18 protein-coding genes and 1 riboswitch are annotated in these 18,235 nt (G+C 56.8%); of the genes, 3 read left to right on the top strand and 15 right to left on the bottom strand.

Translation table 11 applies throughout. The features are described 5' to 3' along the window. Window positions 1–10: 10 nt before the first annotated feature. The 7 genes from gcvH to iolD all read right to left on the bottom strand — a co-directional run bounded on the left by gcvH (window position 11) and on the right by iolD (window position 7,371). A complete protein-coding gene (gene gcvH / locus Q0746_RS11785) occupies window positions 11–370 on the bottom strand; it encodes a glycine cleavage system protein GcvH (RefSeq protein WP_298260481.1) in 360 nt (119 codons plus the stop codon). Window positions 371–386: 16 nt separating this feature from the next. Then, window positions 387–1,502: a glycine cleavage system aminomethyltransferase GcvT gene (gene gcvT, locus Q0746_RS11780; RefSeq protein ID WP_298260479.1), complete on the bottom strand. Its 1,116-nt coding sequence runs from the start codon at window positions 1,500–1,502 to the stop codon at window positions 387–389. Between the two features lie 157 nt (window positions 1,503–1,659). Continuing rightward, window positions 1,660–1,746, bottom strand: a riboswitch (glycine riboswitch). A 70-nt stretch (window positions 1,747–1,816) separates the two neighbouring features. After that, window positions 1,817–2,809 carry an inositol 2-dehydrogenase gene (gene iolG, locus Q0746_RS11775; RefSeq protein WP_298260477.1) on the bottom strand — a complete coding sequence of 331 codons (993 nt, stop codon included), beginning with the start codon at window positions 2,807–2,809 and terminating at the stop codon, window positions 1,817–1,819. Between the two features lie 3 nt (window positions 2,810–2,812). Then, window positions 2,813–3,640 (bottom strand): class II fructose-bisphosphate aldolase, encoded by an 828-nt coding sequence (locus tag Q0746_RS11770; protein WP_298260475.1) that lies wholly within the window; start codon window positions 3,638–3,640, stop codon window positions 2,813–2,815. Next, on the bottom strand, window positions 3,637–4,479 hold the full coding sequence (locus Q0746_RS11765; protein WP_298260473.1) for a 5-deoxy-glucuronate isomerase: 843 nt from the start codon (window positions 4,477–4,479) through the stop codon (window positions 3,637–3,639). Before Q0746_RS11765 ends, Q0746_RS11770 begins: the two co-directional genes overlap by 4 nt. A gap of 28 nt (window positions 4,480–4,507) precedes the next feature. Beyond that, window positions 4,508–5,500, bottom strand: a complete 993-nt coding sequence (gene iolC / locus Q0746_RS11760) for a 5-dehydro-2-deoxygluconokinase (RefSeq protein ID WP_298260472.1) — start codon at window positions 5,498–5,500, stop codon at window positions 4,508–4,510. Beyond that, on the bottom strand, window positions 5,500–7,371 hold the full coding sequence (gene iolD / locus Q0746_RS11755) for a 3D-(3,5/4)-trihydroxycyclohexane-1,2-dione acylhydrolase (decyclizing) (RefSeq protein ID WP_298261259.1): 1,872 nt from the start codon (window positions 7,369–7,371) through the stop codon (window positions 5,500–5,502). The genes iolC and iolD overlap by 1 nt, the downstream gene beginning before the upstream one ends. 121 nt (window positions 7,372–7,492) lie before the next feature. Between iolD and Q0746_RS11750 the strand changes: the two genes are divergently transcribed. Genes Q0746_RS11750 through Q0746_RS11740 form a run of 3 tightly spaced genes read left to right on the top strand, consistent with a single transcriptional unit; the run spans window position 7,493 to window position 10,669 of the window. Continuing rightward, a complete protein-coding gene (locus tag Q0746_RS11750; protein ID WP_298260470.1) occupies window positions 7,493–8,596 on the top strand; it encodes a Gfo/Idh/MocA family oxidoreductase in 1,104 nt (367 codons plus the stop codon). Window positions 8,597–8,612: 16 nt separating this feature from the next. Further along, window positions 8,613–9,509, top strand: coding sequence for a TIM barrel protein (locus Q0746_RS11745; protein ID WP_298260468.1), 897 nt, complete (start codon window positions 8,613–8,615; stop codon window positions 9,507–9,509). A 2-nt stretch (window positions 9,510–9,511) separates the two neighbouring features. Further along, on the top strand, window positions 9,512–10,669 hold the full coding sequence (locus Q0746_RS11740; RefSeq protein WP_298260466.1) for a Gfo/Idh/MocA family oxidoreductase: 1,158 nt from the start codon (window positions 9,512–9,514) through the stop codon (window positions 10,667–10,669). On the opposite strand, the gene Q0746_RS11735 is transcribed toward Q0746_RS11740, so the two are convergent. The 8 genes from Q0746_RS11735 to Q0746_RS11700 form a co-directional block, all read right to left on the bottom strand. Then, the gene (locus Q0746_RS11735) at window positions 10,661–11,668 is read right to left on the bottom strand and encodes a LacI family DNA-binding transcriptional regulator (RefSeq protein ID WP_298260464.1); all 1,008 of its coding nucleotides are present in this window, start codon (window positions 11,666–11,668) and stop codon (window positions 10,661–10,663) included. The genes Q0746_RS11740 and Q0746_RS11735 overlap by 9 nt on opposite strands. 12 nt (window positions 11,669–11,680) lie before the next feature. Next, window positions 11,681–11,887 (bottom strand): hypothetical protein, encoded by a 207-nt coding sequence (locus Q0746_RS11730; RefSeq protein ID WP_298260462.1) that lies wholly within the window; start codon window positions 11,885–11,887, stop codon window positions 11,681–11,683. 7 nt (window positions 11,888–11,894) lie between these two features. Further along, on the bottom strand, window positions 11,895–12,671 hold the full coding sequence (locus tag Q0746_RS11725) for an ATP-binding cassette domain-containing protein (RefSeq protein WP_363322771.1): 777 nt from the start codon (window positions 12,669–12,671) through the stop codon (window positions 11,895–11,897). A gap of 8 nt (window positions 12,672–12,679) precedes the next feature. Then, entirely contained in the window at window positions 12,680–13,753 is a 1,074-nt protein-coding gene (locus tag Q0746_RS11720) for an ABC transporter permease (protein ID WP_298260458.1), read from the bottom strand. An 84-nt stretch (window positions 13,754–13,837) separates the two neighbouring features. Beyond that, window positions 13,838–14,776, bottom strand: a complete 939-nt coding sequence (locus tag Q0746_RS11715; RefSeq protein ID WP_298260456.1) for a substrate-binding domain-containing protein — start codon at window positions 14,774–14,776, stop codon at window positions 13,838–13,840. Window positions 14,777–15,313: 537 nt separating this feature from the next. After that, window positions 15,314–16,315 (bottom strand): TRAP transporter substrate-binding protein, encoded by a 1,002-nt coding sequence (locus tag Q0746_RS11710; protein ID WP_298260454.1) that lies wholly within the window; start codon window positions 16,313–16,315, stop codon window positions 15,314–15,316. 43 nt (window positions 16,316–16,358) lie between these two features. Further along, window positions 16,359–17,678 (bottom strand): TRAP transporter large permease, encoded by a 1,320-nt coding sequence (locus Q0746_RS11705; RefSeq protein WP_298260452.1) that lies wholly within the window; start codon window positions 17,676–17,678, stop codon window positions 16,359–16,361. After that, complete coding sequence (locus Q0746_RS11700) at window positions 17,678–18,220, bottom strand: TRAP transporter small permease subunit (RefSeq protein ID WP_298260450.1); 543 nt, start codon at window positions 18,218–18,220, stop codon at window positions 17,678–17,680. The genes Q0746_RS11705 and Q0746_RS11700 overlap by 1 nt, the downstream gene beginning before the upstream one ends. Between the last annotated feature and the right edge of the window lie 15 nt (window positions 18,221–18,235).

The raw sequence follows: 18,235 nt of genomic DNA, 5'->3' as shown, positions 1-18,235 counted from the left end.
TTTGCTCCGCTTATCCGATCAGGGATTTGTAGGCTGCTTCGTCCATGTAGTCGTCCATCTGGGACGCGTCGGAAGGTTTGATTTTGAAGAACCAGCCATCGCCGATTGCGTCCTCATTGGTCAGGCTCGGGTTGTCGGTCAATGCGTCATTCACTTCGACGATCTCGCCGTCAATCGGGGCCAGAATGTCCGAGGCGGCCTTCACAGATTCGATCACGACGGTTTCGTCATCCTTGCTCACTGTGGTGCCGACTTCAGGCAACTCAACGAAGACAATGTCACCCAGTTGAGTGGTTGCATATTCGGTGATGCCTACGACGACCAAGTCATCTTCGACGCGTAGCCATTCGTGCTCTTCTGTGAATTTCATTATATTTCTCCGTTGGTTATCGTTTGAAATTGGCCGGTGTGAACGGCATCTTGGTAACTGTGAGCGGCAGGCGTTTCCCGCGTAATTCCCCAAAGACCGTCGTGTCGGGTTTGCTCAGATCAGCCGTGACATACCCCATGGCCACGGGGCCTTCGACAGTCGGCCCGAAGCCACCAGAGGTGATTGAGCCGATCTGCTCCCCACCCTGCGCTTGGGCGTAAAGCGGTACTCCTTCGCGCATTGGTGCGCGTCCTTCGGGCCGCAAGCCTACGCGTTTGCGCGATGCGCCCGATGCTATTTCACGAAGGATGATGTCTGCGCCGGGAAAGCCGGCTGCCCGATCACCGCCGGCGCGCCGGACCTTCTGAATGGCCCATGTCAGCGCGGCTTGAACCGGCGTTGTCGCCGCATCGATGTCATGGCCATAAAGGCACAGACCTCCCTCGAGGCGCAATGAATCCCGTGCGCCCAACCCGATGGCTTCGACCTCTGCATGGCTCAGCAGGGTTTTGGCCAGTGCTTCTGCGTCCTGATCGGGCACCGAAATCTCATACCCGTCTTCTCCGGTGTATCCGGACCGAGACACCCAGCATTCTGCGCCGTTCAACTGCAAGGTTGCGACATCCATGAAATTCATTTCTGCAACCGCTGGGTTCAAATCCGCCAAGACGGCCTCGGCAGACGGGCCTTGCAAGGCAAGCAGCGCGCGATCGGTGACCGGTGTGACTTGAACCGAAGGCCCCAGTTTGGCCAACATATGGGCGATATCCGCATCCTTGCAGGCGGCGTTGACCACCACAAAAATATGGTCCCCGCGGTTGGCCAACATCAGATCGTCCATAATGCCGCCAGCGTCATTCGTGAAGAAGCCGTACCGCTGTCGGCCTTCGGCAAGTCCCGCAATATCGACCGGTATCAACGCCTCCAAAGCCAATGCGGCTGTGTCTCCGGTGACTTTGACCTGTCCCATATGGCTAACGTCGAACAATCCGGCCTTGGCGCGCGTGTGCAGATGTTCGCTCATGACGCCAAGCCCGTATTGAACCGGCATGGAATACCCTGCAAAGGGTACCATTTTCGCGCCAAGGCTGACATGCAAATCATGAAGCGGGGTCTGCAACAGGTCTGACATTTTTTCGGCCCTTCAAATGTTCGCCGAAATGTCTGTGGAGACAATAACCGGCATCAAGTCACGTGCGGTTGCCCACACGATTGATGCCCACTCTGTCCTTTTGCCTGAGATCGCTATCCCTTCGGCGGGTGACTTAACACCTCTCTCCAGATCGTCCTTCGCCGCGTCGGTCCATGTGGCCTGAGAGTTTCCGGGGCGGTTGCTCCTTCGGCACCAGCTGGGCTGGTTCTCCCGACGTGACTGCATTTGATCCCGACGTGTTGTCGCGACCAAGCACAGCCAAATGACCGATGAATGCGTCGCCTGTCAAGAGGCTACAGCGATAGGGACTTCACAAGCCCATCAGCACATGACTGGGCGGCGGCGTCCGCCAGCATCTGCGCCTTCAGGCCGTCCAGACCGTTTGGCAGCGGCGCCTTCCCCTGCGTCAACGCGGCCACGAAATGCGCCAATTCATTGGCATATGCAGCTTCATACCGTTCCAAAAAGAAGTTCATCGGGGGGGCACGCCGATAGCCGGTTTCGGTTGCGACTTCGACCGAGGATTCCAGAATATTATCCGCCCGTATCATCCCCTTGGACCCGTGTACTTCGATCCGTTGGTCATACCCATATGTTGCCCGGCGGGAGTTATTTATCTGGCAAATCTTGCCGCTTGCGGTGCGTAAAGTCACGGCTGCAGTGTCAAAATCTCCGGCTTCGCCGATTGCCGGATCAACAAGGCAGGAACCTGTGGCATGCACGGATACTGGATCCTCCCCGAGCAAGAAACGTGCCATATCAAGGTCGTGGATCATCATGTCGCGGAAAATCCCGCCCGAGGTCTTTATGTAATCGATTGGCGGGGCGGAGGGATCGCGCGACAAAATGGTAACAAGCTCCACATCCCCGACCTCCCCCGCTTCAATACGCGCCTGCATGCTTGCGAAGTTTGGGTCGAACCTGCGGTTAAAGGCTACCATGAAGGGGACGCCAGCGGTCTCTACCGCCTTCAAGCACTCGCGGATTCGCTCTGCGCTCAGATCAATCGGTTTTTCGCAAAAGATCGCTTTGCCTGCAGCGGCGGCCTGATGGATCAGATCATAATGAGTGGTCGTCGGCGTGCCAATAATCACCGCATCGATGGAGGTATCCGCGATGATTTCATCCGAAGTCATCACCGCCGCCTCTGTCTTTACGGCAAGCGTTTCGGCGGCGGCGGGTAGGAAGTCACTCACCGCAGCAACACGCGCATCGGGTGAAGCCATAATTGCCCGCGCATGAACTTGTCCGATACGTCCGCATCCGAGGATTCCGAAACTCAACATGGGCTAGCCTTTCATAGTCGCCAGCACGCTCCGTGCGGCTTGTTCAATCGGATCATGGACGTCTTTCAAAATCGCCACACGATCAAAACGGGCATGGTCCTTTCCGATGGCAGTCCGCAGGGCCTCCCCAAACACCATGCGCAATTCGGTTCCGATGTTGAACTTGCAGATGTTGGTCGATCTGGCCAAGCGTTGACGCTGCTCTACTGGCACCCCAGAGCCCCCGTGGATCACCAATGGCACATCCGTTAAGGCCTGAATGGTGGCAATGCGGGCCTCGTCCAAGCCGCCCTGTTTGTCTTGCTGTAGATGTACATTCCCAACCGAAATCGCCATCGCGTCCACTTCGGTTTCGCGCGCGAAGATGGCGGCATCTTCAGGATCCGTGCCCGCAGAGCTTTCCCCGTCAGCGTAGCCGACAAACCCGATTTCCCCTTCGCAGGATATTCCTGCGGCATGGGCCAGATCGGCGATCTTGCGGGTCTCTTTGATGTTATCATTCAGGGGCTTGCGCGAGCCGTCATACATTACGGACGTAAACCCACAGTCCACAGCTTGCGCGCAATCATCATAGGTGTAGCCGTGGTCCAGATGCGCCACCACAGGCACATGCGCGGCTTCGGCCAAATGGCGGAACATTTTGCCCAGCACAGGCAGGGGGGTGTGCTCACGGCAGCTTGGCCCCGCTTGCAAAATCACCGCACAATTCTCGGCCTCCGCGGCGGCCACATAGGCACGCATGTCTTCCCACCCCAATGTGACCAGACCGGCCACAGCATAGCCGTGGGCCTTGGCCGGATGCAGCACGTCAGACAATGTCGCAAGCGTCATTTGAACTTCGCAATCATGTCTTTGATGCCGGGAATGGTTTCAATCTGACTGGCGTGGCTGGGTTGGAAATATTGCACAAGGCTGCGCTGCGACAAACCTCCCAGAATGGTGAAGTAGTACATTTGATACCCTGGTAAAACGGCACAAGGGTGATAGCCGCTATCAAGACAAATCGTCGAACCATCTACCAGATGATATGCGTCTCCGGCCTTACCGTCCTCGCGTTGCAGCATCTGTACGCCAGACCCATGGTTGGGCTTGAAGCGAAAATTGTAGGTCTCGTCGTGGCGGGTCTCTAGAGGCAAACGGTCGGTATCATGCTTGTGAGACGGGAAGCCGGACCATCCGCCCTCGCCCACTGTGAACAGCTCAGAGACAAGCAAACGCCCGACTTTGTCGTGATATTTCGTGCCAAGGATATGCTTGATTTTGCGGTGTGTTTTCGTGTCATCCGAGCCGTATTGCACGAGGTCCAATTCGTCAGAGCGCACGGCAAAAGCCTCTAGCGTCTTTTCATACAAAGCACCCGCTACAAAAATTTCGGCCTCGTCGCTGGTACAAACAAATTCGGCCTTGGCCGCGCTCGGGACGTAAACGCCCTCCGGCTCTCCGCCCCAAACGTCCTCGACACGCCCTCCGATGTCCTGCGCTTTGAATCCTTCAACATTCACGTCAATCGACCCCGTTGCAGGGACGATGCAGGTCTCGTAGCGGGGCACGCTGTATTCAAACGCCTCGCCTTTCTTCAACTTTACGATGTTGAAATAGTTCAGCGGAACCGTGGTATCATCCACATCGACAATGGGGGTGTTCTTGTTGTCAAACGGAGGGATGTGCATTGTATGTTCCTTTTAGGCGGAGGACGTTTTAGGCGGAGGTCGGGCCGGGATGTCCGGCCAAGAAGTCTTCTAGTGTTTTGGTGTCGGGCATCGCAGGGGCGCAGCCGGGTTTTGAGACGGTCACGGACGCGCAAGCGGAGGCGCGCAAAATTGCCTGCGCCAACGGCAGTTGGCCCGCCAATCCGGTCATCAGCCCCGCCATAAAACTGTCCCCTGCACCGGTGGGTTTCAAAGCCTCAACGGCGTAGATTCCAGTGCGGATTTCTTGGTCTCCAGTGAAGGTAATCGCCCCTTCGGGCCCCATTTTATACACCACAATCGCAGCTGAATTTCGGGCCAATTCTCGGGCTTTCTCCAAGCCCTTTTCGATTCCGCCCGCCATGAACCCGAATTCTTCGTCATTCCCCACGATCATATCGGATTGATCGGCCGCCCGACTTAAAACATCCGAGGCGACCTGTGCTGATGGCCATGAATACGGCCGGTAATCCACGTCAAACACGATCGGAAGACCTGTCTTTGCGGCCAGATCAAAGGCAAGGAACGCTGCGGTGCGGGAAGGCTCTGCTGCGAAGACGGTGCCGGCCGTGATCAAGGCCCCATATGCGCCAAAATCGACCGCTTCGACATCCGCAGTGTTCATCTGAAAATCGGCGGCCCCATTGCGGTAAATCACCGATTGATGGTCCTCAATCCGGCTTTCATAAACCGCCAAAGAGTTGCGAAACTCACCACCAACCGGCGTCACATGCGTGGCATCAACGCCGTAGTGTTTCAGCTGGTTCACGGCGTATCGCCCGATGCTGTCATCTGACACACGCGTAACCAAGGCGGATTGGCCACCAAGTTTGCAGATGCCGGCGGCCGTGTTCGCCGCACTGCCGCCAAGGCTGGACCGAAAGACCGTCGCATCTTCGGTTTTCGTACCAGCTGGGTCGGGGAAAAAATCCATCCCCGCGCGCCCGACAACGACGAAATTGTTTTGCCTAAACCCAGCAAGAAGTTCAGCAACAGGTTTCATTAGACGCCCTTTCGCTGCTTGGGGCGCGCACGTTCCACATCCTCATGCGCCGCGCGTGTTTTCGGCTTCTGGGACACATGCGGCGTGCCGACTTCCCACCATGTGTGGCCTTCCTTGGTCCAGCCCTCATAGGGGTCGACTTTCATGGAAATGACGTAGGTGCGGTCTACGGATTTGGCACGTTTGAACGCATCCGCAAGCCCCTCAGGTGAAGAAACCGTTTCCGCCAGGGCGCCCATTGCCTTCGCATGCGCTTCAAAATCCACCCCCACCTGATGGGTAGCGGTTGGTGTGTCCGCAATTAGGTTGTTGAAGCTTTCCGCACCCATATTGTTTTGCAACTTGTTAATCACCGCAAAGCCACCGTTATCCAGCACCAGAACAATCATCTTTTTCTGCGTAAGAACCGACGAATATATGTCCGAATTCATTAGCAAGTAGGATCCGTCACCGGTGAAGATGATGGTGTCTTGATCCGGCTCTGTTTCGGATTGCGCGATCCGCGCCCCCCAACCGCCCGCGATTTCATACCCCATGCAGGAAAACCCGAATTCAACATCTACCGTCCCAATGTCCAAAGTGCGCCAGTTGGCCGTCACCTCTGCGGGCAGCCCACCTGCGGCGGCCACCACACGATCACGTGGGTCGCACAGGGCATTCACCACCCCGATGGCTTGCGCGTAGGAGGCTGGGCCATTGCCCAATCGTGTGTTCTTCTCAACATACCCGGCCCATTTGATCCGCTCTGATTGGGCCTCTTTGGTCCATGATTGTGGCGACGAATAGCTGCCCATCGCCTTCTGCAAGGCGCTTAGCCCCAGTTTTGCATCCCCCACCACTGTCATCGACATGTGCTTCGCCGCGTCATGGCGGGCAGCATTCAATCCAATGATCTTGGCGTCCTGAGAAAAGGCCGTCCAACTGCCGGTGGTGAAGTCCTGCAATCGCGAGCCAACCGACAAAATCACGTCAGCCTGCTCAGCGATGGCATTGGCAGAATTGGACCCCGTTACGCCAAGCGGCCCGATATTCAACGGATGCGTGTCCAGTAAGTTGGCCCGTCCGGCGATGGTCTCCACCACAGGGATTCCGGTCGCCTCTGCGAAGGCGGTGAGCTGCGCTACAGCACCAGAGTATTGCACACCGCCACCCGCGATAATCATCGGGCGCTTTGCGCGGGTCAGCAGTGCGGCTGCATCGGAAATCTCGTCGGCGTCAGCGCTTTGGCGGCGAATTCGGTGCAGTTTTTCGTCAAAGAAGCGCGCCGGATACTCATAGGCCCACCCCTGCACATCTTGTGGCAAGCCAATGAATACTGGGCCGCAATCCGCTGGGTCCAGCATCGTGTTCAAAGCCGCAGGAAGGGATTGAATGATCTGTGCGGGGTGCGTGATGCGGTCCCAAAACCGCGTAACCGCCTTGAACGCATCATTTACCCCGAAGGTCGGATCCCCGAAATGTTCTAGCTGCTGCAATACGGGATCAGGTAGGCGTGTGATGAAGGTATCCCCGCACAACATCAACATGGGCAAACGGTTCGCATGGGCCAGAGCTGATGCCGTCAGCAGGTTCGCGGTCCCTGGTCCGGCTGAGGCGGTGCAAAACATAAACCTGCGGCGCAGCTGGGCCTTGGCATAGGCTGCCGCGGCGAACCCCATGCCCTGTTCGTTTTGGCCGCGATATAGCGGAAGCTGTTCCTGGTAATCATAGAGCGCCTCTCCCAGACAGGTCACATTGCCATGCCCGAAGATGCCAAAACCGCCACCGCACAGGCGCGTTTTCACCCCGTCGATCTCGATAAATTGTGCCGCCAGATAGCGCACAATGGCCTGCGCTGTTGTCAGTGTGATGGTGTCGCCGGATGATGCCACGCCATGCCCCCCAAGATCGTCGAAATTATACTGCAGCGCGATTGCATATTGACCCGCCGCCCGAATCCAAGATAACCATTTTGCAACCGGTTGCAATTGCTTTCTTGGAAGGAGCTTCGCAATGAATGATCTCGGCATAGGAATTATCGGCGGCGGCTATATGGGAAAGGCCCATGCGGTTGCCTTCTCCTGCGTCTCTGCCCTGTTTGACACGGCCCTAAAGCCCCGATTGGAGATGGTCTGCGCCTCCAGCGCTACATCGGCAGAACGCTACCGCGTGGCCTATGGATTCGCCCGCGCAACCAGTGACTGGCGTGTAATGGTGGATGATCCGAAGATCGATGCAATCATCATTGCGTCGCCTCAAGAAACCCACCGCGAGATCGCCGTTGCAGCGCTCGCCGCTGGTAAGCATGTCATGTGTGAGAAACCACTCGGGGGATCGCTGGATGACAGCCGCGCCATGCTTGCGGCGGCCGAGGCCTCGGGGGGTATTCACATGGTGGGCTTCAACTATATTCGCACCCCCGCATCGCAATACGCTTACGCGCTGATCCAAAGCGGACGCTTAGGCGATATCACCTACTTTCGCGGCGAGCACACCGAAGACTTTTATGCCGACCCTGACGCCCCTGCCACTTGGCGCACCACCGGAATGGCGAACGGCACGATGGGCGATTTGGCCCCGCATATGATCAATGGCGCACGACGGCTCATGGGGCCGATCAAAGCGGTGAACGCGGTGGTGGAAACGGTGCACCACCAGCGCGGCGGTGTACCCGTGACCAACGACGATCAGGCTCAGATCATGGTGAAATTTGAAAGCGGGGTAACTGGGCACATCCACGTCAGCCGCATCGCAACCGGTCGCAAGATGGGCTATGCCTATGAGGTCCACGGCACCAAAGGGGCGATCCGCTTTGACGGCGAAGATCAAAACGCCCTGCACCTTTATCTGCGCGAAGGCCCCGAGGCGGAACAAGGGTTTCGCAAGATACTCGCGGGACCGGCGCACCCCGACTACCTGCCGTTTTGTCAGGGTCCGGGGCATGGCACGGGCTACCAAGACCAGATCACCATCGAGGCGGCTCACTTCCTCGCGGCGATCTCTGAGAACACCCCTCAATGGCCAACCTTTGCGGAAGGCATGGAAGTAAACCGCGTGGTTGCGGCAGCACTCGATTCCAGCGCCAAGGGCGTATGGGTTGATGTGGCGGACTACTAAAACAAAGGCGAACACAATGATCAAAATTGGCAATGCCCCCTGTAGCTGGGGCGTCGAATGGGCAGATGACCCGCGCAACCCGAATTGGCGCAAAGTTCTGCAAGAAAACGCCGACGCCGGATATACTGGGATCGAATTGGGCCCTGTGGGCTTCATGCCCGAAGACCCGACCATTCTGGGCGAGGCTTTGGAAGAATACGGCCAAGAGCTGATCGGCGGCGTGGTGTTTCGCCCCTTCCACGACGCGGCCCAATGGGACGATGTTCTGGACGGGGCCGTGCGCACCTGCAAAGCGCTTACCGCGCATGGCGCCAAGCACTTGGTGCTGATCGATTCCATCGCGGAGCGCCGTGCGCCCACCGCTGGCCGCGCCTCCGAGGCGGTGCAGATGGACAAAGCCGAATGGACCGCCTTTCGCGATCGCATCACCACCATCGCCAAATTGGGGGCCGAGGAATACGGGTTAACCGTTGGCATTCACGCCCATGCGGGTGGCTTTATGGATTTCGAGCCAGAGCTGGATCGCCTGCTTAGCGAAGTGGATGAAAACATCTTGAAGATTTGCTTCGACACGGGCCACCATTCCTACGCGGGCTTCGACCCTGTGGCCTTCATGGACCGCTTCATCGACCGTATCAGCTATATGCATTTCAAGGACATTGATCCTGTGGTGAAGGCGGAAGTGGTGAAAAATCGCACCGATTTCTATGACGCCTGTGCGCAGGGTATCTTTTGCAACTTGGGCGACGGCGATGTCGACTTCCCTGCAGTTCGTGCCAAACTAGAAGCCGCAGGTTTCAACGGCTGGTGCACGGTCGAGCAGGATTGCGACCCTGAGGGGGACACGTCTCCGATCGCAGACGCAAAACTGAACCGCGCCTATTTGCAATCCATCGGCTTTACAGGAGCTTGACCATGGCACGACTAAACTGGGGTATGATTGGCGGCGGCAAGGGCAGCCAAATCGGGCCGGCTCATCGATTGGGCTCTGGCCTTGATGGCGACTTTTCCTTTGTGGCCGGTGCGCTGGATCACAACGCGGATGCGGGCCGCGCCTATGCGCAAGAATTAGGCATTGAAGCGGATCGCGCCTACGGCGACTGGCGTGAAATGCTAACGGGTGAACGGGCACGCGAAGACCGCGTTGATCTGGTCACTGTGGCCACACCGAACTCCACACATTTTGAGATCACCAAGGCCTTTCTGGAAGGCGGCTTTCACGTCCTATGCGAAAAGCCAATGACCATGACGGTTGAGGAAGGCGAGGAGATCGTCAAAATCAGCCGCAAAACCGGCAAACTTTGCGCGGTGAACTATGGCTACACTGGGTATTCATTGGTGCGCCACATGCGTGCGATGATTGCGCGTGGTGATCTGGGCAAAGTGCGTGTGGTCGTCTCGGAGTTTTCGCACGGCCACCACGCTGACGCCGCGCAGGCCGACAACCCGCGCATCCGCTGGCGCTACGATCCCGCGCAAATGGGGGCATCTGCACAGTTCGCAGATTGCGGCATTCACGCTATGCATATGGCCAGCTTTGTGACCGGACAGGAGGTGGACAGGCTGTCCGCCGACTTCGCCTCCACCATCCCCAGCCGTGAGTTGGAAGACGACGCAATGGTCAACTTCCGCATGAGCGGGGGCGCGGTTGGGCGCCTGTGGACCTCCGCGATTGCGGTGGGGCGCATGCATGGGCTGACCATTCAGGTCTTCGGTGAGAAAGGCGGATTGCGGTGGGCACAAGAGCAGCCAAACCAGTTGTATTTCACCCCCACCAATGGCCGTGTCCAAGTGATCGAGCGCGGCGAGGCGGAGCTGTCCCCTGAGGCAGATCGCGCCACCCGCGTCACCATCGGTCACGCCGAGGGGATGCCGCTGGCCTTTGCCAATATTTACTCTGATCTGGCGGCCGTGATCCGTGCCGAGAAAGCAGGCGTCGCGGTCGACAAAGCGGCGGATTTATATCCGCGTGCGGAGGACGGGCTTCGGTCCATGGCGGCGGTATATGCTTGCGTAAAATCAGCCAAGGACGGTGGCACATGGGTGGACGCAGTCCCCCCGCTGTTAAGGTAGCGACTTCACCGGACGAAGCGTGCCGCGCTCTACAACGTGGCACGCGAAAAGCCGCGCTTCGGGGTGGCGGTCACTGTCTTTCAACATGGCGGCCACCAATTCAACCGACGACGCAATGATCTGTTTAATCGGGTTGTGAATTGTCGTCAGGTTGATGTTTTCCCAGCCCGCCATTTCCATGTCATTCAAGCCAAGCAACCCTATGTCGTGTGGCACCGATAGCCCCGCCGATTGAATGGCCGAGAGCGCCCCGATGGACAGCACGTCGTCGCCGCAGAAATAGGCCTCGGCTCTTGGGCCTTCTAGAACCCGCAGCATCTCGGCGCGGCCCGCCTCAAAGGTGTAATCCTCTGCATAGCTGGCGATCATCTCAATGTTTGGAGTTCGGGCGATCTCATCGGCAAAGCCGTGATGCCGGTCTTGGGTGGAGGTAGCGGACTTCGGCCCTCCCAAAAAGGCGACCTGCTGATAACCGCGCGCCGCAAGGGTTTGCGCAGCCATGCGGCCCGCCTCGATATTGTTGATCCCCAGCACGTTCACCTTGGGGCTGGCGACGTGCCGTCCGAAGGAATGCACCACCGGCACACCGGCTGCGCGAAACCCTTCGGCAAAACTTTCGGGCAATGTCGAAGACGCCACAATCACCGCATCCACCGAATAGGCACGCAACATGCGCACAGAGTTTTCGGGGTCCACCTCATCCGACAGGTTCACCAGCAATGGGCGCAACCCGCGATCCTGCAACCCTTTGGTGAACAGGTCGAACACCTCTAGAAAGATCGGGTTGTGAAAATTGTTGGACACCAAGCCAATCAGTTTGGTGCGACCAGTGGTCAGGGAGGACGCCAAGGCGTTCGGGCTGTAGCCCAATTCATCCGCAGCCTTTTCAACCTTGCGGCGGGTTTGCTTCGAAACCGAGGCACCTTCAGTGTAGGTGCGCGACACGGCAGATCGGGAGACCCCCGCACGTTCCGCTACATCTTTGAGTGTCACCGCCACGTCTGCTGCCCCTTATTGCAGGTCGTCTTCTTCTTGCGCGACGGCCTCCCAGTCAGCCGTCGAAAACTTCCATGCAGCTATAAAGCCCATTCCCAAAAAGATAACCCCCCAGAATACCGCCCCCGTTGAGACCTCAAACAGCCCCCAGATTACCGCCACGACGACCACACAAAGGCGACGCCAGACTGGGATGAAAAAGGGAACGGCCAAATTGAACATACCTGAGCTACGCCGCGCCTTCGAATTCAGCGCCCGTTTTGGCCCCTGTGATATAGGCGACGACATCCTGCCCGTCGGTGTCTTCCTTGCGCAGATTGGCCACAATGCGCCCCCGCCGAAACACGATAATCCGGTCCACCAAATCAAAGACTTGGCGCATATTATGGCTGACGAGGATCAGGCTTTCGCCCTGCTCTTTCAACGTTCGGATGATGTTTTCCACTTGCTCTGTTTCCTGCACGCCAAGTGCCGCTGTTGGTTCGTCCATGATGGTCAGCTTGGAGGCGAAGGTGGCCGTCCGCGCAATCGCCACGCATTGGCGCTGCCCCCCCGACATATTGCGAATGGTGTTCTTGATGTTGGGTATTTTTACGGCCGTTTTTTCCAATCCTGCCATCGTGTCATCGCGCATGGCTTTATAGTCGAGGAAGCGAAAGGGGCCAAGAAAGTTCCATTTGGTCTTTTCGCGCCCCAAGAACAAGTTGTCGGGTACGTTCAAATCATCTGCCAAGGCGAGGGTTTGAAACACCGTTTCGATTCCGGCCTCTCGGGCGTCAATCGGGCCGGCAAAATTCACCTCCGCGCCGTCAAATTTGACGGTGCCACGGGTACGTTGCTCAACGCCGGTGATTTGACGAACGAAGGTCGATTTACCTGCGCCGTTGTCCCCCATAATCGCGACATGCTCGCCCTTTTTCAGGGCGAAGTTGGCCCCTTCCAGCGCGTGCACACCACCATAGTGTTTGGTCAGGTCTGTTGTTTCTAGAATTATGTCTGACATGATCTGACCCCCTATGCTTTCATCGCGGCGCGTTGCTGGCGCCATTGATCAAGGACGACCGCGCCGACAATGATCGCGCCTTTCACCATCTCTTGGTAGTAGGCGTCGAGGCGCAGAAAGGTGAACCCCGAGATGATAACCCCAAAGATCAAGGCCCCGATCACGGTCCCGATAATGGACCCGCGCCCCCCCGCCAAAGACACGCCACCAATGACCGCCATGGCGATCGCGTCCAGCTCATAGATAATGCCCATGCCCGATTGCGCGGTCAGGTTTTTGGACGTCAAAACAACCGCAGACAGGCCCGCCAACATACCGGCAATCGCGTAGACCAGTATCTTGTGGCGGCCGACATTAATCCCCGACATTCGCGCCGCGGCCTCGTTCGAGCCAATCGCATATGTGTGCTTTCCATAGATGGTCTGCGTCATGATGATGTGAAACGTGATGGCCAGAACCACAAAGATCACCACCGGCATCATGCCGCCACCGATCATGCCGTAGGACTCGGTTGGGAAGGACACGGGCTGCCCGCTGGTCCACCATTTTGCGACCCCGCGGGCTGAGACCATCATCCCCAATGTGGCAATGAACGGCGGAATTTTTGCGATGGCCACGAACATGCCATTCACCATGCCAGCCAGCACACCGATGGCGAGGCCCACGAAGATTGGAACAATGATCGGAAGGTCCATCCACGCGGGGCCAAACACGGCCTTGGGATTGGGGCTGCCGTTCACCTCGGCCACCTGCGCGAAGCTCATCGCGATCATCGCCGCCGCCCCCACCACAGAGCCAGAGGACAGATCAATCCCGCCAGAAATGATAACCTGCGTCACCCCAAGGGCAATAATGCCAATGATGGACACTTGAAGGATGATAATCTTCAGGCGCGCTTCGTTGAAGATGCTGTCAAAACGTCCGTTGCTGTCAAACAGGAAGCTTTGCCCCATGATGGCTGCGCCAAGTCCCTCAAAGATAAGGATGATCAGGATCAAAGCGCCAAAGACATTGATCTCGTTCGGCCACTGGCGCTTAGACTTATCAAAGGCCAATCCACCGGTCCCTTGGCTCGTGTCTGACATGTGTCAGCCCCCTTCTGGTATGTCGGTAATTTATGCGTGTGCGAGGTGGTCCTATGACCTCCTCGCACCAGGTTTTGTCGCGGCTTATTGCAAGAAGTCGCCGATGTTCTCTGGGGTGACCAGCTTGAACGGAATGAACACTGTTTTGTCGACGTCTTCGCCCGCAATCAGTTTCAACGCCGTATCAATGGAGCCACTGCCCTGACCTGCAAGGTCTTGGAACACGGTGACGTCCATCTCGCCCGCCTGCATGGCAACAAGTGCATCAGCCGTTGCGTCGACACCGCCGACAACCACGTCATCCATAGAGATGCCTGCAGCTTTCATCGCTTGGATCGCGCCGATGGCCATCTCGTCATTGTTGCCAAAGACTGCGTCAAACGGCTCGCCGGAAGAGATCCAGTTGGTCATCAAATCCTGCGCCTTGTCGCGGGACCATTCAGCCGTTTGCTCGTCGATCAGGGTGATGAAGTTGCACATGTCCATGCCGATCACGTCATGGAAATCCTTTGAGCGCTGAACAGCCGCTTGGTTCGACAACTGGCCCATCAGCATATAGGCCTTGGCACCGCCGGACTTACCCTGCGCGCGCAAATCTTGGCACATGCGGAATGCGGCCAATGTGCCGGATTCGATCTCGTTGGAGGCCACGAAGGCCTGACCATCGGGCAAGGTCTCCATGTTGATCGGCTGGCGGTTCACATAGACCAGCGGAACTCCGGCGGCGGCGGCAGCGGCGGACATGGCTTCGGTTGCGTTGGTATCAACCGCGTTCACGATGATCGCATCCACGCCCGAGGCCACGAAGTTGTTGATCTGGTCAAGCTGCTTGGCCACGTCGTCAGTGGCGTCTTCGACCTGCAGGTTTACACCATCCAGCGTGTCAGCATGTGTGGTCATGCCGTTGCGCATAACCGTGAGGCCATTGTCGTCAAAGCGGGCAACCGATACGCCAATTTGCTGCGCCATAGCCGAGGTTCCCATCAAGACCGTCAGGCCTGCGGTAAGTAGTAATTTTTTCATCTATTCCTCCCAAGAACCGTGCCCGGCGCACGAAGTTGTTGATACCGGGAGCCCCGATTAGGGCGATTAGTCCATCTCGACCCGTTCATGCGCCGAAGGCGATGTCTAAGTCCTCCATGACGCAGATGCGCAAAGCCGTCTCATCAGTTCCCTCCACGGCAGGTCACAATCAGGTTGCGTGTGAATCCTTGCCTGAACCAGACGGCCTTCCAACGTAGTCACTTAAGGTAGATTAGCGGTTAGATTCATTTTTGCAACCGGTTGCATAACTTCTCGAAAAATGTGGAAAAATTCACCCCTTACCAATTGATATATAAAAGAATATTTAAAGGTTTCGTATGTCAAAAAGTGTTAACGTTACCTTTACATGATCGCCAATTCAGCCCCAAAGCAGTCGATTTTCCCCGACTCACCATGCAGGATTCACGCGGTCAGATCCTTGCCAAACACAGCCCGCCTGCCCACAAATTTCTTTGCTGGAACGAAAAAAGGCGGCTGAAATCCAGCCGCCTTCTAACGTCATGTGAAAGAGGTGTTTTAGTTCACGCCTGCAATGGTTTTCAGACGGTCCATGACCTCATCGCCAACAAGTTCGTTGCCCAGCTCTGCCCAAACTGGCTTCATTGCTTCGGCCCAAGCCGCACGTTGCTCGTCATTGAGGTAATGTACGCCAACACCTTCGCCTGCGATGAACTCAGCTGCAGAACCGTTGATCTCGGTGTTCTTTGCCATGTTCCACTTTGTAGCGTCAGCCAAAGCTGCCTGTACTTCAGTTTTCACGTCAGCAGACATACCGTCCCACCACTGTTTGTTCGCACCAACCAGATAGAAGGAGTACTGGTGATCCGTCATCGTGATGTGATCTACAAACTGGTATGTAGAAGAGCCGCGCCATGAATTGGGCGTCACTTCGCCTGCATCAATGACACCCTGCTGCAGGGCTGTTGGGGCTTCGGACCAGTTGATCCCTACTGGGTTGGCTCCGACGGCCTCCCATGTTTTGACGAAGATCGGCGCGGACTGCACGCGAACTTTCAGCCCTTTTGCATCTTCGGGCAACAGGATTGGATCTTGCGCCTTATAGCCCAGATCACGAGGTCCGTTCATCCAAACCGCAACGATTTCGATGTTCTGACCGTTCAAGCCAGGCATGATCGCTTCGCGAATGGTCGGATCAGCGACGGCTTCTTGAATCTTTTCAGGGGTGTTCAGCATGAACGGCAGTTGCAACGCGGCAACCTTGGGTTCGACGGTGCTATAGATGCCGGCTGTCGGCGAAATAATATGCGTGCCGCCCAGCTGCAGGCCTTGAATCTGGCTTTGCTGGTCGAAAAGCGTGCCACTGTGGTGCATCTCGACGTTGATCTTATCGCCAAGGCGCTCTTCAAGCTGCCCGACCAGATAGTCAAAGGTCTGGCCTTTCAGGCCTTTGTTGTTGTTGTCGTTCGACATGATCATCTGGACCTGTGCCGAAGCGGCAACTGGCGCCAGCAACAACGTCGCCGTAAGGGCTGCTGATTTTAGGGATTGTATGAGCATTTTTCTTCCTCCGTTAGAATTGAACTCAGGGATTGAACCGGTCTCAACGTGTGAGACCGGGCAGTAAAAGCGAAAGCGTCGGAACGTAGGTCACGAGCAACAGCGTGATGATCGTGGCCCCCATCCACGGCAAGGTTGCGCGGAACACTTGCAAAGGCGGGATGCCAGAGATGGAACTTGCCACGAATAGGTTGATCCCAACCGGCGGGGTGATTAGCCCGAGCTCGATGTTGACCACCATGATGATCGCAAAGTGCACAGGATCAATGCCCAGAGTTTCCGCGGCAGGCACCAACAGCGGGGCAAAGATTAGAATGGTTGGCACACCTTCAAGAAAGAAGCCGACAACCACCAACAAGAGGTTCACACAAAGCAAGAAGACGATCGGTGACAGGTTCATGTCCAGCACGGCTTGTGCCATCGCGGCGGGCAAACCGATTTTCGTCAAGAAGAACCCGAAGAGCAGCGCATTGGCGGTGATCCAGAAAATCATCCCCACACGCGGACCCGTTTCCGCCGTGATCTTCAGAACATCCCGAACGGAAAGTTCGCGGTAGATGAACATACCAATCAACATCGCCAGCACGGCGGCAACGGCTGCTGCTTCTGTCGGCGTGAAGATCGCGCCGCCATCGTAGTAGATGCCCATCAGATCGAATTCTGGGAACCCGTAGATGCCAAAAACGATGAATACCGGCAGGGACAGGGCGGGAAGGCTTGTTCGAAAGGCCCGAGACAGCTCTTTTCCGGTGGCCTTTGGCTTAACTTCGATGCCTTCACGGGCCGCGAGGAACCGTGCCGTGAACAAGAGCAAAGCTCCGTAGATGATGCCGGGAATGATGCCCGCCAAAAACAGCGCAGGGATCGAAGTCTCGGTTACGAACCCATAAAGGATCAGTGGAATTGACGGCGGGATCAAAATGCCGATCGAGCCAGAGGTCGCCAAAGCGCCCACAGCGTATTTCGGCGAGTATCCCTCTTTCATCAGCGACGGGTAGAGAATGTTACCGACAGCCGCGACGGTGGCAGGGCTGGAGCCTGAAATCGCCGCAAAGAAAATGCAGGTCAGAACAGTAGTCATCCCAAGGCCCGCACGAAGGTGACCAACCATGGCCTGCGCAAGCGAGACCAAACGTTGAACCAACCCACCCTTCTCCATCAGCCCTGCGGCGAGGAAGAAAAACGGAATGGCCATCAAAGTGAAGTGGTTCAGGTTAGAGAAAACCTTCTGCCCCACAATCCCGTCTGGGATCGGTGAGAACAGCATCGACGCAATCAGGGCAGAACCACCAAGTGCAACCGCAATCGGCGCGCCCACCGCGATGATGACGAAGAATATGAGTATGAGAGTTATAAAGGCCATCAGTCTACGATCCCCTTGTCGGATGTGTCACCGACCTGTTTTCTGAAAGTCGCATCTGGTGAATGGCTGGCGGGCTCTGAAAGAAGTGCCCAAGCCAACAAGCCGTAGCGGATAAGCATCATAAAGGTGATGATGGGAACGATTAGAAAGGGATAGACTTGCTTGATCCCCAGCTCCGGATGAAGCGCGTTAATCATATCGATGAAGCGCGCGTAGAAAATGCTGTCCCACAGGAAGAAGCAGGCCAAAAGAAAGGCCCCGCCTATTGCCAGAAAGTTGAGAACGGCACGGGCCTTCTCGCCGACAAGATTGGGCAGAAGCTCCACACGCGGGTGATAGCCCTCACGCACCGCGCGAACTGAGCCGATCAACATGGCCCAAATCAGCGCCGTGACCAACCCAGCTTCCAGCCAGTGAATACCTGTGTTGAACACGTAGCGCAGCACGACCTGCAGGAAGGCGAATGCCAACCCGAGCAAGGTCAAGGCCACCATTGACCACACTTCTATTGCGGACAGTAGCCCATCCAGTTTCTTGATCACATCTTCCTCCCTTTT

This window comes from uncultured Litoreibacter sp., assembly GCF_947487515.1.
Lineage (GTDB): Bacteria > Pseudomonadota > Alphaproteobacteria > Rhodobacterales > Rhodobacteraceae > Litoreibacter.
Note: the sequence above shows the minus strand (reverse complement) of the source record. Positions and strands in the feature narration are given on the sequence as shown.

Bases quoted from the DNA above. Each gene is read 5' to 3' on its own strand.
- Q0746_RS11745 (WP_298260468.1), top strand. From the start codon at position 8,613: ATGATCAAAATTGGCAATGCCCCCTGTAGCTGGGGCGTCGAATGGGCA.
- Q0746_RS11715 (WP_298260456.1), bottom strand. From the start codon at position 14,776: ATGAAAAAATTACTACTTACCGCAGGCCTGACGGTCTTGATGGGAACC.
- Q0746_RS11705 (WP_298260452.1), bottom strand. From the start codon at position 17,678: ATGGCCTTTATAACTCTCATACTCATATTCTTCGTCATCATCGCGGTG.
- Q0746_RS11750 (WP_298260470.1), top strand. From the start codon at position 7,493: ATGAATGATCTCGGCATAGGAATTATCGGCGGCGGCTATATGGGAAAG.
- Q0746_RS11770 (WP_298260475.1), bottom strand. From the start codon at position 3,640: ATGACGCTTGCGACATTGTCTGACGTGCTGCATCCGGCCAAGGCCCAC.
- Q0746_RS11765 (WP_298260473.1), bottom strand. From the start codon at position 4,479: ATGCACATCCCTCCGTTTGACAACAAGAACACCCCCATTGTCGATGTG.
- iolC (WP_298260472.1), bottom strand. From the start codon at position 5,500: ATGAAACCTGTTGCTGAACTTCTTGCTGGGTTTAGGCAAAACAATTTC.
- gcvT (WP_298260479.1), bottom strand. From the start codon at position 1,502: ATGTCAGACCTGTTGCAGACCCCGCTTCATGATTTGCATGTCAGCCTT.
- Q0746_RS11740 (WP_298260466.1), top strand. From the start codon at position 9,512: ATGGCACGACTAAACTGGGGTATGATTGGCGGCGGCAAGGGCAGCCAA.
- gcvH (WP_298260481.1), bottom strand. From the start codon at position 370: ATGAAATTCACAGAAGAGCACGAATGGCTACGCGTCGAAGATGACTTG.
- Q0746_RS11720 (WP_298260458.1), bottom strand. From the start codon at position 13,753: ATGTCAGACACGAGCCAAGGGACCGGTGGATTGGCCTTTGATAAGTCT.
- Q0746_RS11730 (WP_298260462.1), bottom strand. From the start codon at position 11,887: ATGTTCAATTTGGCCGTTCCCTTTTTCATCCCAGTCTGGCGTCGCCTT.
- iolG (WP_298260477.1), bottom strand. From the start codon at position 2,809: ATGTTGAGTTTCGGAATCCTCGGATGCGGACGTATCGGACAAGTTCAT.
- Q0746_RS11710 (WP_298260454.1), bottom strand. From the start codon at position 16,315: ATGCTCATACAATCCCTAAAATCAGCAGCCCTTACGGCGACGTTGTTG.